16 protein-coding genes and 1 pseudogene are annotated in these 16077 nt (G+C 52.8%); 7 read left to right on the top strand and 10 right to left on the bottom strand.

Features of this window, described 5'->3' with window-relative positions:
* Positions 1-26 precede the first annotated feature (26 nt).
* The 5 genes from surA to apaH are packed head-to-tail and all read left to right on the top strand — an operon-like array spanning position 27 to position 4355.
* Complete coding sequence (gene surA, locus QUE34_RS00295) at positions 27-1313, top strand: peptidylprolyl isomerase SurA (RefSeq protein ID WP_000800457.1); 1287 nt, start codon at positions 27-29, stop codon at positions 1311-1313.
* Positions 1313-2302: a 4-hydroxythreonine-4-phosphate dehydrogenase PdxA gene (pdxA, locus tag QUE34_RS00290; RefSeq protein ID WP_032302365.1), complete on the top strand. Its 990-nt coding sequence runs from the start codon at positions 1313-1315 to the stop codon at positions 2300-2302. The genes surA and pdxA overlap by 1 nt, the downstream gene beginning before the upstream one ends.
* Positions 2299-3120 (top strand): 16S rRNA (adenine(1518)-N(6)/adenine(1519)-N(6))-dimethyltransferase RsmA, encoded by an 822-nt coding sequence (gene rsmA / locus QUE34_RS00285; protein WP_001065391.1) that lies wholly within the window; start codon positions 2299-2301, stop codon positions 3118-3120. Before pdxA ends, rsmA begins: the two co-directional genes overlap by 4 nt.
* Before the next feature lie 2 nt (positions 3121-3122).
* Positions 3123-3500, top strand: a complete 378-nt coding sequence (gene apaG / locus QUE34_RS00280) for a Co2+/Mg2+ efflux facilitator ApaG/CorD (RefSeq protein WP_000610901.1) — start codon at positions 3123-3125, stop codon at positions 3498-3500.
* Positions 3501-3506: 6 nt separating this feature from the next.
* Positions 3507-4355 (top strand): bis(5'-nucleosyl)-tetraphosphatase (symmetrical) ApaH, encoded by an 849-nt coding sequence (gene apaH, locus QUE34_RS00275; protein WP_000257193.1) that lies wholly within the window; start codon positions 3507-3509, stop codon positions 4353-4355.
* On the opposite strand, the gene QUE34_RS00270 is transcribed toward apaH, so the two are convergent.
* From QUE34_RS00270 to QUE34_RS00225, 10 genes and pseudogenes are all read right to left on the bottom strand, one after another.
* Positions 4352-4666, bottom strand: coding sequence for a CcdB family protein (locus QUE34_RS00270; protein WP_032302363.1), 315 nt, complete (start codon positions 4664-4666; stop codon positions 4352-4354). The genes apaH and QUE34_RS00270 overlap by 4 nt on opposite strands.
* Positions 4667-4668: 2 nt before the next feature.
* Positions 4669-4902, bottom strand: coding sequence for a type II toxin-antitoxin system CcdA family antitoxin (locus QUE34_RS00265; protein ID WP_032302360.1), 234 nt, complete (start codon positions 4900-4902; stop codon positions 4669-4671).
* An 85-nt stretch (positions 4903-4987) separates the two neighbouring features.
* Positions 4988-5467, bottom strand: a complete 480-nt coding sequence (gene folA, locus QUE34_RS00260) for a type 3 dihydrofolate reductase (RefSeq protein WP_000624375.1) — start codon at positions 5465-5467, stop codon at positions 4988-4990.
* A gap of 191 nt (positions 5468-5658) precedes the next feature.
* Positions 5659-7511: pseudogene (gene kefC, locus QUE34_RS00255) on the bottom strand (glutathione-regulated potassium-efflux system protein KefC).
* A complete protein-coding gene (gene kefF, locus QUE34_RS00250) occupies positions 7504-8034 on the bottom strand; it encodes a glutathione-regulated potassium-efflux system oxidoreductase KefF (RefSeq protein WP_032183187.1) in 531 nt (176 codons plus the stop codon). Before kefF ends, kefC begins: the two are co-directional and overlap by 8 nt.
* A 107-nt stretch (positions 8035-8141) precedes the next feature.
* Entirely contained in the window at positions 8142-9473 is a 1332-nt protein-coding gene (locus QUE34_RS00245; RefSeq protein ID WP_032302356.1) for an MFS transporter, read from the bottom strand.
* A gap of 59 nt (positions 9474-9532) precedes the next feature.
* Positions 9533-9820: a ferredoxin-like protein FixX gene (gene fixX, locus QUE34_RS00240; RefSeq protein WP_000203741.1), complete on the bottom strand. Its 288-nt coding sequence runs from the start codon at positions 9818-9820 to the stop codon at positions 9533-9535.
* The gene (locus QUE34_RS00235) at positions 9817-11103 is read right to left on the bottom strand and encodes an FAD-dependent oxidoreductase (protein WP_001287739.1); all 1287 of its coding nucleotides are present in this window, start codon (positions 11101-11103) and stop codon (positions 9817-9819) included. The genes fixX and QUE34_RS00235 overlap by 4 nt, the downstream gene beginning before the upstream one ends.
* Positions 11104-11153: 50 nt before the next feature.
* Positions 11154-12095 carry an electron transfer flavoprotein subunit alpha/FixB family protein gene (locus QUE34_RS00230; protein ID WP_103253547.1) on the bottom strand — a complete coding sequence of 314 codons (942 nt, stop codon included), beginning with the start codon at positions 12093-12095 and terminating at the stop codon, positions 11154-11156.
* A gap of 14 nt (positions 12096-12109) precedes the next feature.
* Positions 12110-12880: an electron transfer flavoprotein FixA gene (locus QUE34_RS00225; protein ID WP_000692221.1), complete on the bottom strand. Its 771-nt coding sequence runs from the start codon at positions 12878-12880 to the stop codon at positions 12110-12112.
* A gap of 472 nt (positions 12881-13352) precedes the next feature.
* Here QUE34_RS00225 and caiT point away from each other — a divergent pair, with 472 nt between their 5' ends.
* Positions 13353-14867 carry an L-carnitine/gamma-butyrobetaine antiporter gene (gene caiT, locus QUE34_RS00220; RefSeq protein ID WP_000787111.1) on the top strand — a complete coding sequence of 505 codons (1515 nt, stop codon included), beginning with the start codon at positions 13353-13355 and terminating at the stop codon, positions 14865-14867.
* Between the two features lie 30 nt (positions 14868-14897).
* Positions 14898-16040, top strand: coding sequence for a crotonobetainyl-CoA dehydrogenase (gene caiA / locus QUE34_RS00215; RefSeq protein WP_000347117.1), 1143 nt, complete (start codon positions 14898-14900; stop codon positions 16038-16040).
* Positions 16041-16077: the final 37 nt, after the last annotated feature.

Genomic DNA, 16077 nt, shown 5'->3' with positions numbered 1-16077 from the left:
GTGCGGTTAATTGAAATGGAAAAAGTATGAAGAACTGGAAAACGCTGCTTCTCGGTATCGCCATGATCGCGAATACCAGTTTCGCTGCCCCCCAGGTAGTCGATAAAGTCGCAGCCGTCGTCAATAACGGCGTCGTGCTGGAAAGCGACGTTGATGGATTAATGCAGTCGGTAAAACTGAACGCTGCTCAGGCAAGACAGCAACTTCCTGATGACGCGACGCTGCGCCACCAAATCATGGAGCGTTTGATCATGGATCAAATCATCCTGCAGATGGGGCAGAAAATGGGAGTGAAAATCTCCGATGAGCAGCTGGATCAGGCGATTGCTAACATCGCGAAACAGAACAACATGACGCTGGATCAGATGCGCAGCCGTCTGGCTTATGATGGTCTGAACTACAACACCTATCGTAACCAGATCCGCAAAGAGATGATTATCTCTGAAGTGCGTAACAACGAGGTGCGTCGTCGCATCACCATCCTGCCGCAGGAAGTCGAATCCCTGGCGCAGCAGGTGGGTAACCAAAACGACGCCAGCACTGAGCTGAACCTGAGCCACATCCTGATCCCGCTGCCGGAAAACCCGACCTCTGATCAGGTGAACGAAGCGGAAAGCCAGGCGCGCGCCATTGTCGATCAGGCGCGTAACGGCGCTGATTTCGGTAAGCTGGCGATTGCTCATTCTGCCGACCAGCAGGCGCTGAACGGCGGCCAGATGGGCTGGGGTCGTATTCAGGAGTTGCCGGGTATCTTTGCCCAGGCGTTAAGCACCGCGAAGAAAGGCGACATTGTTGGCCCGATTCGTTCCGGCGTTGGCTTCCATATTCTGAAAGTTAACGACCTGCGCGGCGAAAGCAAAAATATCTCGGTGACCGAAGTTCATGCTCGCCATATTCTGCTGAAACCGTCGCCGATCATGACCGACGAACAGGCCCGCGTGAAACTGGAGCAAATTGCTGCCGATATCAAGAGTGGTAAAACGACTTTTGCCGCTGCAGCGAAAGAGTTTTCTCAGGATCCAGGCTCTGCTAACCAGGGCGGCGATCTCGGCTGGGCTACACCAGATATTTTCGATCCAGCCTTCCGTGATGCGCTGACCCGCCTGAACAAAGGTCAAATGAGTGCACCGGTTCACTCTTCATTCGGCTGGCATTTAATCGAACTGCTGGATACCCGTAATGTCGATAAAACCGACGCTGCGCAGAAAGATCGTGCATACCGCATGCTGATGAACCGTAAGTTCTCGGAAGAAGCAGCAAGCTGGATGCAGGAACAACGTGCCAGCGCCTACGTTAAAATCCTGAGCAACTAATGGTTAAAACCCAACGTGTTGTGATCACTCCCGGCGAACCCGCCGGGATTGGCCCGGACTTAGTTGTCCAGCTTGCACAGCGTGAGTGGCCGGTCGAACTGGTTGTTTGTGCCGATGCCACTCTCCTTACCGACCGGGCAGCGATGCTCGGTTTGCCGCTCACCCTCCGCCCTTATACCCCCAACTCCCCTGCACAACCGCAAACTGCGGGCACATTAACGCTACTTCCTGTCGCGCTACGTGAATCTGTCACTGCGGGGCAGTTAGCGGTTGAAAATGGGCATTATGTGGTGGAGACGCTGGCGCGAGCGTGTGATGGCTGTCTGCACGGTGAATTTGCTGCGCTGATCACAGGCCCCGTGCATAAAGGCGTTATTAACGACGCTGGCATTCCATTTACCGGTCATACCGAGTTTTTCGAAGAGCGCTCACAGGCAAAAAAAGTGGTGATGATGCTGGCAACCGAAGAACTTCGCGTGGCGCTGGCAACGACGCATTTACCGCTGCGCGATATTGCGGACGCCATCACCCCTGCGCTTTTGCACGAAGTCATTGCTATTTTGCATCACGATTTGCGGACCAAATTTGGTATTGCCGAACCGCGCATTCTGGTCTGCGGGCTGAATCCGCACGCAGGCGAAGGCGGTCATATGGGTACGGAAGAGATAGACACCATTATTCCGATGCTCGACGAGCTGCGGGCGCAGGGGATGAAACTCAACGGGCCGCTGCCTGCCGATACCCTGTTTCAGCCGAAATATCTCGATAACGCCGACGCCGTGCTGGCGATGTACCACGATCAGGGTCTTCCCGTGCTAAAATACCAGGGCTTCGGGCGCGGTGTGAACATTACGCTGGGCCTGCCCTTTATTCGCACATCAGTGGACCACGGCACCGCGCTTGAACTGGCGGGACGTGGCAAAGCCGATGTCGGCAGTTTTATTACGGCGCTTAATCTCGCCATCAAAATGATTGTTAACACCCAATGAATAATCGAGTCCACCAGGGCCACTTAGCCCGTAAACGCTTCGGGCAAAACTTTCTTAACGATCAGTTCGTGATCGACAGCATTGTTTCTGCCATTAACCCGCAGAAGGGCCAGGCGATGGTCGAAATCGGCCCCGGTCTGGCGGCATTGACCGAACCGGTCGGCGAACGCCTGGACCAGCTGACGGTCATCGAACTTGACCGCGATCTGGCGGCACGTCTGCAAACGCATCCATTCTTAGGCCCGAAACTGACTATTTATCAGCAGGATGCGATGACCTTTAACTTTGGCGAACTGGCTACGAAAATGGGCCAGCCGCTGCGTGTTTTCGGCAACCTGCCTTATAACATCTCCACGCCGTTGATGTTCCATCTGTTTAGCTATACTGATGCCATTGCCGACATGCACTTTATGTTGCAAAAAGAGGTGGTGAATCGTCTGGTTGCAGGACCGAACAGCAAGGCGTATGGTCGATTAAGCGTCATGGCGCAATACTATTGCAACGTGATCCCGGTGCTGGAAGTTCCGCCGTCAGCCTTTACACCACCACCCAAAGTGGATTCCGCCGTCGTGCGCCTGGTTCCTCATGCAACGATGCCTCACCCGGTCAAAGATGTTCGCGTGTTGAGCCGCATCACCACCGAAGCCTTTAACCAGCGTCGTAAAACCATTCGTAACAGCCTCGGCAACCTGTTTAGCGTCGAGGTGTTAACGGGAATGGGGATCGACCCGGCGATGCGAGCGGAAAATATCTCTGTCGCGCAATATTGCCAGATGGCGAACTATCTGGCGGAGAACGCGCCTTTGCAGGAGAGTTAACGATGATCAATTCGCCCCGAGTGTGTATTCAGGTTCAAAGCGTCTACATTGAGGCACAATCTTCACCTGATAATGAACGTTACGTTTTTGCTTATACCGTAACCATACGCAATCTGGGGCGAGCGCCAGTGCAGTTGTTGGGGCGTTACTGGCTGATCACCAATGGCAATGGCCGTGAAACCGAAGTCCAGGGCGAAGGAGTGGTTGGCGTTCAGCCACTTATCGCGCCTGGCGAAGAGTACCAGTACACCAGCGGTGCAATCATTGAAACCCCGCTGGGCACCATGCAGGGTCACTACGAAATGATCGATGAAAATGGCGTCCCCTTCAGCATCGACATTCCCGTATTCCGACTCGCCGTTCCCACACTCATTCATTAAAAGAATATGGCGACATACCTTATTGGCGACGTTCATGGTTGTTACGATGAACTGATCGCATTGCTGCATAAAGTAGAATTTACCCCTGGGAAAGATACCCTCTGGCTGACAGGCGATCTGGTTGCGCGCGGACCGGGTTCGCTGGATGTTCTGCGCTATGTGAAATCCTTAGGCGACAGCGTACGTCTGGTGCTGGGCAATCACGATCTGCATCTGCTGGCGGTATTCGCCGGGATCAGCCGCAATAAACCGAAAGATCGCCTGACACCGCTGCTGGAAGCGCCGGATGCCGACGAGCTGCTTAACTGGCTGCGTCGCCAGCCTTTGCTGCAAATCGACGAAGAGAAAAAGCTGGTAATGGCCCACGCAGGGATCACGCCGCAGTGGGATCTGCAGACCGCCAAAGAGTGCGCACGCGATGTAGAAGCGGTGCTGTCGAGTGACTCCTATCCCTTCTTTCTCGACGCTATGTACGGCGATATGCCAAATAACTGGTCACCGGAATTGCGGGGGTTGGGAAGACTGCGTTTTATCACCAACGCCTTTACCCGTATGCGTTTTTGCTTCCCGAACGGTCAACTGGATATGTACAGCAAAGAATCGCCGGAAGAAGCCCCTGCCCCACTGAAACCGTGGTTTGCGATTCCTGGCCCTGTCGCTGAAGAGTACAGCATCGCCTTTGGTCACTGGGCATCGCTGGAGGGCAAAGGTACGCCGGAAGGTATTTACGCGCTGGATACTGGCTGCTGTTGGGGCGGGACATTAACCTGCCTGCGCTGGGAAGATAAACAGTATTTTGTCCAGCCGTCGAACCGGCATAAGGATTTGGGTGAGGGAGAGGCGGTCGCGTCTTAAATCCCGTCGAGCATAAAATCTAATGCTCCTTTAATCAAAGTTCGGTGCGCGCTGGCATCGCAAAATTTCGTTCCCAGCGTGTTAACTGGAACAGTTGCAGTCTCATGCGTCATGAGCACATATTCTTTGCCGTCTACCAGTAAAAGGATTGGGTTAAGCCGTTCTGGTGGGCGAATATGGCTAAATCGTTCAATAGGTGTTAATGGATTAACGATACGGCGATTAATCTCACCAATAATGTCGCTGGTAACATCGATAACAAAGGGCAACGCGGCGTTCCTGCCGCGACTGCGGTATACCGTAAATTGCATCGCTAGAAGTTCCGGTACTCATCAGAGAAACATCCGGTTTCATCAGCCAATTGATTTAACGCAGCGATAGCTTCTGCATTCTCTTCACGCCAACGTGTTGCTGCATGTTTTTTAAGTTCAGCATTGAGCGCAACCGTAAGGGTGGCGCTCATATTTAAGCCTGCATCACGAGCGCGATTGACTAACTCACGGTCGACGGTGACGGTCACACTTTGTGTGGTACGTTTTGCAGTCATGATATCGTGCTCCTGTACAATTTATACGTCTTGTATACACGGATATCTGCACGTATCAGTGATGCCGGAATTCTGATATACAAACTTACCGCCGCTCCAGAATCTCAAAGCAATAGCTATGAGAGTTCTGCGCATCAGCGTCGTGGAATTCGCTGAATACCGATTCCCAGTCATCCGGCTCGTAATCCGGGAAATGGGTGTCGCCTTCCACTTCTGCGTCGATATGCGTCAGATACAGTTTTTGCGCTTTTGGCAGAAACTGCTCATAAACGCGACCACCGCCAATCACCATAATTTCTGGTACGTCACCACACGCCGCGATGGCTTCATCCACCGATTTAACCCACGTTACGCGATCATCCGTACCCGGCTGGCTGCTGAGGATAATATTCTTGCGCCCTGGTAACGGACGACCGATGGATTCCCAGGTATGGCGGCCCATAATCACGGGTTTATTTAAGGTGTTGCGTTTAAACCAGGCGAGATCGGCAGGCAGGTTCCACGGCATGGCGTTTTCCATGCCGATAACGCGATCTACCGCTAACGCCGCAATCAGACTGATCATTGAGATTTCCCGATAAAAAAAATTGTCGCCACTATACGTAAAGCGTAAACCGTCGTCGACTGGTGCGAGGATGATGTTGAGGAAAATTTTATATTCTGCTGGCGAGTCCACGCTCTCCCTCTGGACTCGCCGCATTACAATGCAACAAAAACAAACAGTTAGCTGTAAAGTGTGATTTACGTCACTCTTTATTAGGATGAGGGTTTCGTTTCCGGTTCATCCGCCATGTTGCCGGTATGTTTCCCTTCTTCGGTTCCCTGCCAGCCATGTCGTTGAATTAATGACAGATGTTCGCGGTCCTCAGTAATGATCTCACTTAACATCGCGCTGGTACGTTTATAGACCGCCGCACGGGCTTTGGTGTCGTTCTCAACCATTGCCATCTCTTCCACCATCTGAATATTAAAACGGCGAAAAACATCGGCGCGCTCCCGTGCTTCATACGGTCCCAGACCTAAACTTTCCAGCGCCAGACGCCCGGTTTTCAGCGCACCTTCAAAGGTTTCACGCTCCGGCTTTTCAACGCCTGCCTGACGCAAACGAATGTAGTGATCGACATCACGGGCGCGGGCAATAATCTGCAGATGCGGGAAATGTTCTTTCACCATCTCCGTCAGTTGCAGGTTGGTTTGTGGATCGTCAATGGCGTTAATCAGCACTTCTGCTTTCGCCGCTCCGGCAGATTCCAGTAAATCCATCCGCGTGGCATCGCCGTAAAACACTTTCATGCCAAATTTGCGCAAGGTTTCGATATGGTCAGGATCATGACCATTTTCACCCCGCTGGAGAGCAGTAAACGTCCGGTAATCTGTCCATAACGACCGAATCCAGCAATGATCACCCGCGGCTGTTCTTCATCAATCTCATCGGCTTCACGCGCTTGTTCGGTAGAAGATTGCTCAAGGCGATTGAGGATCACCAGCAGAATCGGCGTTGCCGCCATCGACAGCGCCACCGCCAGGGTCAGCGACTTCGCCCACTCCGGCTCCAGCACATTCGCCATCTGCGCCGCACCAAATACTACAAAGGCAAACTCACTGCCCTGTCCTAATAACACCGCAAACCAGCGACGCTGTTTATTTGGCACCTGCAACGGTCGGGTAATCAGCCACAGCATGGCGATTTTGATGATGAGGAAACCAAGCAGCAAAATGACAATGCGCAATGGGTTTTCAATCAGCGTGCCAAAGTCTATCGACATGCCAACACCGATGAAAAACAGCCCCAACAGCAAACCTTTAAATGGCTCGATATCGCTTTCCAACGCATGGCGGTATTCCGAGCTTGCCAGCAGTACGCCCGCCAGAAACGCGCCCATCGCCATCGACAAGCCGACCTCTTCCAGCAGCAAACCAAAGCCAAACACGAGGAATAACGCTACGGCACTAAACACTTCCCGCAAGCCAGAGCGGGCAACAAAACGCAGCGCCGGACGCGTGACATAGCGCCCCAGCAGTACCACCAGCACCAGTGCACCCGCCACTTTTAACGCCGAGAGAGCAAATGCGCCCATCGTCGTCGAGGCACTGCTCGCCGCCAGTAGCGGGATCATCGCCACCAGCGGGATCGCGGCGATATCCTGGAACAGCAGCACCGCAAAGGCACTACGGCCCATTTGTGTCACCATCAGGTTGCGTTCATTCATCGCCTGCATGGCAATCGCCGTTGATGAGAGCGCCAGCGTCATGCCGATCAGTTCCGCTACCTGCCAGCGCAGCCCAAGTAACATACAAAACAGCCCCAGCAGGCCGCCGCATATCACCATCTGCAATGCGCCGCCGCCGAACACCGCCGCACGCAGCTTCCACAGCCTTTGTGGATCGAGTTCGAGGCCGATAATAAACAGCATCAGCACCACGCCGATCTCGGCAAAGTGCAGAATAGATTCGGCATCGGTCACCAGTCGCAGCCCCCACGGGCCAATAATGCAGCCGGCGATCAGGTAGCCAAGTACCGATCCCAGACCAAGACGTACCGCAATGGGTACAATCAGCGCCGCCGAACCGAGATAAATCAGCGCCTGAATCAGCGTATGGCTATCCATGATGTGCCTCCTGCCATTCCAGCAGACGTTGCTTATAATGACGCGCCTGCCCTTCGAGGGTTTCGTCGTCACAAATAAAGGTACAGTGCATGGCAAACGGTGGCAGCCAGTTCAGCCCGCAGTAGATTGCCGTCGCCTGTAGCGGCTGCGACAGCACATCAAAGCCCGGATGCGCGCCAATCTCAAAATGACTTTCCCCGCCGCCGGTCGTCACCGCCCACAGCAAATGTTTACCATGCAGTGCCGTGCCGCCGTGACCGTAAGCCCAGCCGTGCGAGAAAACTTTATCGATCCAAAGTTTGAGGAGCGGTGGAATGCTGTACCACTGCATCGGGTGCTGCCAGACGATCAGGTCGGCGCGAGACAACGCCTCCTGCTCGGCAGCAATATCGATATTGAAGTCAGGATAGAGTTGATAAAGAGAGCGAACTTCGACGCCTTCCAGCGTCCTTGCGTGTTCAAGCATCCGTTTATTCGCATGAGAATGATGCGGATACGGATGCGCATAAATTATGAGGATCATAGTTAACTCGCGTGTTTACGCCTTTGTTTTCCCACAAAGTGTAGTCACATATTCACGCAGCTAATAGTCAATAATATTGATTCAAAAAAGGCAGAAATCTGAATAAATTACCCCATTCGTTGCCTGCGAATCGTCATATTGCTGGTCTGGGCCAGCGACATCCCCCGTGTCTCTGGCGCAAACGCAATGGAAATCAACAAACCAAACAGCGAGATACCTGCTCCCATCAGCATCGTGTTACTGATGCCGTAATTATTGATAAAGATCGGCAGCGCCCAAGTTGAAACAATGGTGCCAATACGGCTTAAGGACATAATAACGCCCACAGCAGAGGCGCGGATATCCGTCGGGAAGAGTTCATTAGGATAGAGCCACTGCAAATTACCCGGCCCGCCAGAGAAAAAGGCATACACCGCAAAGGCCATCACTACCAGCCAGATCCCCATATCCGGGATCAGCCCCAAAACCGCCAACGCCAGCGTCATCATGGCAAAGCTGCCAATCAACAACGGACGCCGTCCGGCAGTGTTTAGCCACAGCATCGGCGGAATACAGCCGAGCATAAAGAACAGGCTAATCACCACGTTCCCCAGTGCCGCGTTTTTGCCAACCCCCAATCCCAGCAGACCAACGATTTGCGGGCCAAAGGTGTAAATAGCGAACATTGGGATCACCTGGCAGGTCCAGATGGCGGCAACAAACAGAACAAAAGGAAAATGGCGGCGATTAAACAGATCGCGAAAACGGGTTTGCTGCGGCGGCTCTTCGTCGAAAGCCACCGGTTCGCCAAACAGTTTGATCATCATCTCTTCGCACTCTTTTACTCGCCCTTTGCGTAACAACCAGCGGGGAGATTCAGGCAGTTCGAATCGACCAATCAAAATCAACAAACAGGGAATCGCTGCGCTACCCAGCATCCAGCGCCAGCCGCCTTCCACATCATAAAGCCAATAGCCGACCAAATCGGCGCAGGTCGCGCCGACATACCACATCGCGGCGATAAAGCTGATGGAAAACGCCCGCTGACGGGTACTGGAGAACTCAGTGATCATCGAAGTCGCGATGGGATAATCCGCACCGATGACAATGCCGATGAGTACCCGCATCACTAACAGTTCGACGGGGGATGAGACAAACATCGTCGCCACCGATATCACGCCGATGGCGATGATATCAATGAGGAACATTTTGCGCCGTCCGACTTTATCGGAGATATAGCCAAACAGCGATGTGCCAACGAACAGCCCGGCGAGCGTTCCCGCGCCCAGCAAGCCAATCCAGTCAGCGTCCAGTTTCAGCGCCGGAGTCAGTTGCTCCAGCGCCACGCCAATCATTACCAGTACATAACCATCCAGAAACGGACCACCGCTTCCCCACAGCAAAATGCGGCGGTGAATAGAAGAGAATTTAAGATCGTCAAAGTTTCTGGACGGTTGCATGGGTTATTCCTGTTTTTTTTGCAATGAGAGTCAGTACGGCGTTACGTATCAAACCAACATCAGCCGTAACGAAACTCCACACCAAAGGTGCCGCGCGGGTATTCCCACTGTTCCAGCGCCGACCCCAGCCCCAGAATTCGGCAGGTGCCACACTCCAGACATCCGGCGTAATCGAAACGCACGCTGCCGTCATCCTGCTTCTTATACAGACCTGCGGGGCACGCTTTCACCAGCAGCTCCAGCGCCTGTTTATCCGCATCGGCCTTTACAACAATGTGCGGATGCTCTTCATCGACATTGAATTTATTGACGCCCAGTTTGACGTCCACATTGACGGGAGAAGTCATAAAACGGTCACTCCTTTCATGCCATCCTTGATCAGATTGATGAAGCCCACTTTCTTGCCGTGGCGGAGGATTTTCTTGCGCATCAGTTCCGGCGCGCTGCCGTCAATGGTGAACAGGTCACGCGCCACACCCACCGCCAGTTCCGGGTAGCCGCTAAACATGCGTGGGTTATCAAGGAACGCCGGTAGTTTCTGGTACATACGCATATCGCGCAGCGGGCCACTCTCAAGATGCTGACGATATTCCGCCAGTTTTTGCTTACTAAAATCGTCGCTTTTCATCGCTGAAAGCACGGTTTTTGCAGCAGCTTCCCCGGCGGCAATCGCCAGATCCATACCGCGAATAGTAAAACCGAGGTTCATACACATTCCGGCAGCATCACCGGCAATCAACACGCCGTCACCGACCAGCTCCGGCAACATGTTGATGCCTGCTTCCGGCACTACGTGAGCGGAATATTCCACCAGCTTGCCACCCGCGATCAGCGGTGCAACGGCCGGATGCTGTTTGAAATCTTCCAGCATTTGCGGTACCGATTTTTTTGCGTCATGCAGATGATGCAGACCGCAAACCAGCCCCAGCGACAGGGTATTTTCATTGGTATAAAGGAAGCCGCCGCCCATCAGGCCATCAGTAGGTGATCCCGCAAACAGGCAAGCCGCCCCCTGATTACCCTGCAACTGAAAACGGTCTTCGATAACCGACTTCGGTAACTCGATCAGTTCCTTCACGCCAACCGCCACATCCGTCGGTTTGACGCGTTTTGCCATCCCCAGCTTTTCGGCAAGGATGGAATTCACCCCGTCAGCAAGGATCACCGTTTTCGCTTCAATCACATCGCCATCGGCTTCTACGCCGACAACTTTGCCATCGCGCTGTACGAGGTTATCGACACGAATCCCGGTAATTAACTGCGCGCCCGCCTCTTCGGCCTGCTCCATCAGCCAGGCATCAAATTTACTGCGCAAAACGGAGTAAGAACGCTGGGATGGCGAGGTTTCGTCGCCATTGCAGTAGTCCATAGTCATCGCTGACTTTTCCGTCATAAACGCGAGTTTTTCATGGGTGATCAGGCGTTCTACGGGGGCGGATTCGGCGAAACCAGGAATAATGTGTTCCAGACTGTGGGCATAGAGACGCCCGCCGGTGACGTTCTTGGCACCTGCGGAATTGCCACGCTCGATAACTAACACTTGCGCCCCTTCGCGGGCGAGCACCAGTGCGGCAACCGAACCGGCAAGCCCTGCACCGACGATGATGGCGTCAAAGATATCTTCGGACATAAGAGCTCCCTGTCAGCGGCAGGGCCGAAATGCAGCCCTGCCAGAGTGGATCAACGCGCTAAAGCGGCGGTCAGCGCCGGAAGGATCTTCACGGCGTCACCAACAATGCCGTAATCCGCGAACTGGAAGATCGGCGCATTTTTATCTTTGTTGATGGCGAAAATAGTTTGCGACGCGTTAGCGCCAACCATGTGCTGGATCTGCCCGGAGATCCCCACCGCCAGGTACAATTCAGGTTTCAGCATCAGGTTGGAGATACCGACATAGCGTTCGTGCTCCATCCATTTTTCGTTTTCTGCCACCGGACGAGAACAGGCCAGCTCCGCACCTATCGCCTTGCAAAGCTGTTCTGCCAGCGCAATGTTCTCTTTGCTGCCAATGCCGCGGCCGACGCTGACCACCAGACGGGCTTTATCCAGATCGACGCTGTTGCTCTGGCGCGCCTGCGTTGCCGTGCGGGTAATCGCCACCGCCGGAGCCTGCCACGCCACGGTGTGTGTTTCGCCAGTACGTGACGCGTCTGGCTGAGCCGCATCAAACGTGCCGCTGCTGATGGTCAGTACCGCATACGGCGTGGCAATGCGTTCTTCGCCAATCGCCAGACCGCCGTAAACCATGTGTTTCACTGTCGCTTTACCGTCCTGCACGCTAACTGCGCTGGCATCGTTCGAAACCGCCGCTTTAAGGCGATAACCCAGTTTTGCCGCCAGTAATTTGCCGCGACGGCTATTCGGCAACAGCACCAGACCGTCTGCGCCGTGCTGGCGAATAGTGTCAGCCATGACACCGGCGTAATCTTCGATCATCCGATCGTCCGGTTTGCCGCTTAATGTCCAGACATGATTAGCACCAAGCTGGATTGCCAGTGCGCCGTCGGCATCATTGAGGACAAAGGTGTTGATTTGATTAGCTAAAGCCTGCGCACCGTTCATCAGTTCCGGCAGACGAGAAGGGGTATCGCTGAATACCCAGACTTGAGAAAACGTGTTCATAGCATCCCCTGTAATTAAATGACTTTGCGAAGATTTTCAGCAAATGCGGCGATCTGTTCTTCGCCGTCACCTTCAATCACGATGCGCTGACGCTCGCGCTGTTTCGGTGCGGCAACCTGTTGTTCAGACCAGGCTTCCACGGCGTTAAAGCCAATATCCGCCGCCGACCATACCTGGACTGGCTTTTTCGCCGCGCCGAGAATGGCTTTCATCGAAGGAATTTGTGGGGAATTGATATCAGTGGAAACAGCAACAACCGCAGGCAGCGGAATGCTTAAGGTTTCTGTTTCATCTTCCAGTTCGCGCTCAACGGTGAGGGTATCTGCCGTCAGGGAGATAATTTTGCTGACGCCGTTAACTGCCGGAATATTGAGGATTTCGCCCACCAGCAGACCAACCTGCTGGGCATAAAGGTCGGAAGAACCATCGCCACAAAGGATCAAATCAAAGCCTGCTTTCTGGGCGGCAGCAGCCAGTGCGGTCGCCGTTTGTTGCGGCAGTGCCTGCTCGAACTGGTCATCAATCACCACAATCAGTTCATCCGGGCCGCGCGATAGCACATCTTTACGCCCTTTGGCGTTAGTCAGGGCTTTACCGCCCACACTTAGGGCCGTCACCTGCGCCTCTGCTGCCTGTTGCTTTAGCTGGCAAGCCGCTTCAATAGCGTTGAGATCGTATTGGCTTATTTTGGCATCGGCTTTACTGAAGTCTAACGAACCATCAGCATTATTGACCGCAATATCCTGTTCATCAGGCACGCACTTATAGCAAGTAATAATCTTCATTGCATCTCCAGAAATCATGAAGGAAACGTCGTTCATATCGGTGGTGTTAATTACAGATATCACGCCCTTTAATTTGGAAATAAAACTTTAATCACCAATATTGAAAATGTCACACGCAGATAAATCCAACTTTCAATATTGTTAAGTCCCTCACCAATATTGAAAACATGGCGTAGCAAAAAGAAATTTTCAATATTGCTTTATGGATCACCAATATTGAAAGTCAGATGCTATTTTTTTACTCACAATCAAACTTATCACATTGATAAACAATGAATATTTACACAAAGACGCCCTGTTTTTACCTGATAAAAAACTGTGACTAACATCACAGAACGCAGCCAATTGAATACCCATTATGAGTTAGCCATTAACGCGTCCACGAGGTTAATAATAATTATATTAAATGTTAACAAAAATAAAACAAACGGGAACGCAAAATAAATATTCGTTTTCACAGTGGAATTAACTCATGAAGAATGAAAAGAGAAAAACGGGAATAGAACCGAAGGTTTTCTTTCCGCCGTTAATAATCGTCGGCATACTTTGTTGGCTTACAGTTAGAGATCTGGATGCGGCGAATGTCGTTATTAATGCTGTATTCAGTTACGTCACCAATGTATGGGGATGGGCATTTGAATGGTATATGGTGGTGATGCTTTTCGGTTGGTTCTGGCTGGTGTTTGGCCCGTATGCCAAAAAGCGTTTAGGTAACGAACCACCTGAATTTAGTACCGCCAGTTGGATCTTTATGATGTTCGCCTCCTGTACGTCTGCTGCCGTACTATTCTGGGGATCGATTGAGATCTACTACTACATCTCCACCCCGCCGTTTGGCTTAGAACCGAACTCGACAGGGGCGAAAGAGTTGGGGCTGGCTTACAGCTTGTTCCACTGGGGACCTCTGCCGTGGGCCACTTATAGCTTCCTTTCTGTCGCCTTCGCTTACTTCTTCTTTGTCCGCAAAATGGAAGTGATTCGCCCCAGCTCCACCCTGGTGCCGCTGGTGGGTGAAAAACACGCCAAAGGGTTGTTCGGTACCATCGTCGACAACTTCTATCTCGTCGCCTTGATTTTCGCGATGGGTACCAGTCTGGGCCTTGCCACGCCGCTGGTGACCGAGTGTATGCAATGGTTGTTTGGCATTCCGCATACCCTGCAACTGGACGCTATCATCATTACCTGCTGGATTATCCTCAACGCCATTTGCGTCGCCTGCGGTCTGCAAAAAGGGGTACGTATCGCCAGTGACGTGCGTAGTTACCTGAGCTTCCTGATGCTGGGTTGGGTGTTCATTGTCAGCGGTGCCAGCTTCATCATGAACTACTTCACCGATTCGGTGGGGATGTTGCTGATGTATCTGCCGCGCATGTTGTTCTATACCGATCCCATCGCTAAAGGCGGCTTCCCGCAGGGCTGGACCGTGTTCTACTGGGCATGGTGGGTGATTTACGCTATCCAGATGAGTATCTTCCTCGCCCGCATCTCCCGTGGTCGTACCGTGCGTGAACTGTGCTTCGGTATGGTGATGGGGCTGACAGCATCCACCTGGATCCTGTGGACTGTACTCGGCAGTAACACTCTGCTGTTGATGGATAAAAACATCATCAACATTCCAAATCTGATCGAACAGTATGGTGTCGCGCGCGCCATCATCGAAACCTGGGCCGCTCTGCCACTCAGCACCGCCACCATGTGGGGCTTCTTCATCCTCTGCTTTATTGCCACCGTTACGCTGGTTAACGCCTGCTCTTATACCCTGGCGATGTCCACTTGCCGCGAAGTACGCGATGGTGAAGAACCACCGCTGCTGGTGCGTATCGGCTGGTCAATTCTGGTCGGCATTATCGGTATCGTTCTGCTGGCGCTCGGCGGCCTGAAACCGATTCAAACCGCCATTATTGCCGGAGGATGCCCGCTGTTCTTCGTCAACATTATGGTGACGCTCTCCTTTATTAAAGACGCGAAACAGAACTGGAAAGATTAATTAACCCACAAAATATCAAGAGGTTGAAAGATGGATTTTAATTTAAATGATGAGCAGGAACTGTTTGTCGCCGGTATCCGCGAACTGATGGCCAGCGAAAACTGGGAGGCCTATTTTGCCGAGTGCGACCGTGACAGCGTCTACCCGGAACGTTTTGTCAAAGCACTGGCAGATATGGGTATCGACAGCCTGCTTATCCCGGAAGAGCACGGCGGGCTGGACGCAGGTTTTGTCACCCTCGCCGCCGTGTGGATGGAATTGGGTCGTTTGGGGGCACCAACCTACGTGCTGTATCAGTTGCCGGGTGGATTCAACACCTTCCTGCGCGAAGGCACACAAGAGCAGATCGACAAGATTATGGCGTTTCGTGGTACTGGTAAGCAGATGTGGAACTCAGCGATTACCGAACCAGGGGCTGGCTCTGACGTGGGTAGCCTGAAAACGACTTATACCCGTAGAAATGGTAAGATTTATCTTAATGGTAGTAAGTGTTTTATTACCAGCAGCGCCTACACCCCGTACATCGTGGTGATGGCGCGTGACGGGGCTTCTCCGGACAAACCTGTCTACACCGAATGGTTTGTTGATATGAGCAAACCGGGCATCAAAGTGACCAAACTTGAGAAGCTCGGTCTGCGTATGGATAGCTGCTGTGAAATCACCTTTGACGATGTGGAACTGGACGAGAAAGACATGTTCGGTCGGGAAGGTAACGGCTTTAACCGCGTCAAAGAAGAGTTCGATCATGAACGTTTCCTGGTAGCTCTCACCAACTACGGTACGGCGATGTGCGCCTTTGAAGATGCGGCGCGCTACGCCAACCAGCGCGTACAGTTTGGCGAGGCTATTGGTCGTTTCCAGTTGATTCAGGAAAAATTCGCCCACATGGCGATCAAATTAAACTCCATGAAAAACATGCTGTATGAAGCAGCGTGGAAAGCAGACAACGGCACCATCACCTCTGGCGATGCAGCGATGTGCAAATACTTCTGCGCCAATGCGGCATTTGAAGTGGTGGATAGCGCAATGCAGGTGCTGGGCGGTGTTGGGATTGCGGGCAACCACCGCATCAGCCGCTTCTGGCGTGACCTGCGTGTAGACCGCGTTTCCGGAGGATCTGACGAAATGCAGATCCTGACGCTGGGTCGCGCGGTGCTGAAGCAATATCGCTAAGTCCGTGCGCTGCCTGATGCGACGCTGACGCGTCTTA

Source organism: Escherichia sp. KS167_9B (assembly GCF_030295215.1).
GTDB classification, from domain to species: domain Bacteria; phylum Pseudomonadota; class Gammaproteobacteria; order Enterobacterales; family Enterobacteriaceae; genus Escherichia; species Escherichia coli_F.
This window is presented reverse-complemented; position numbering and strand designations above follow the sequence as displayed.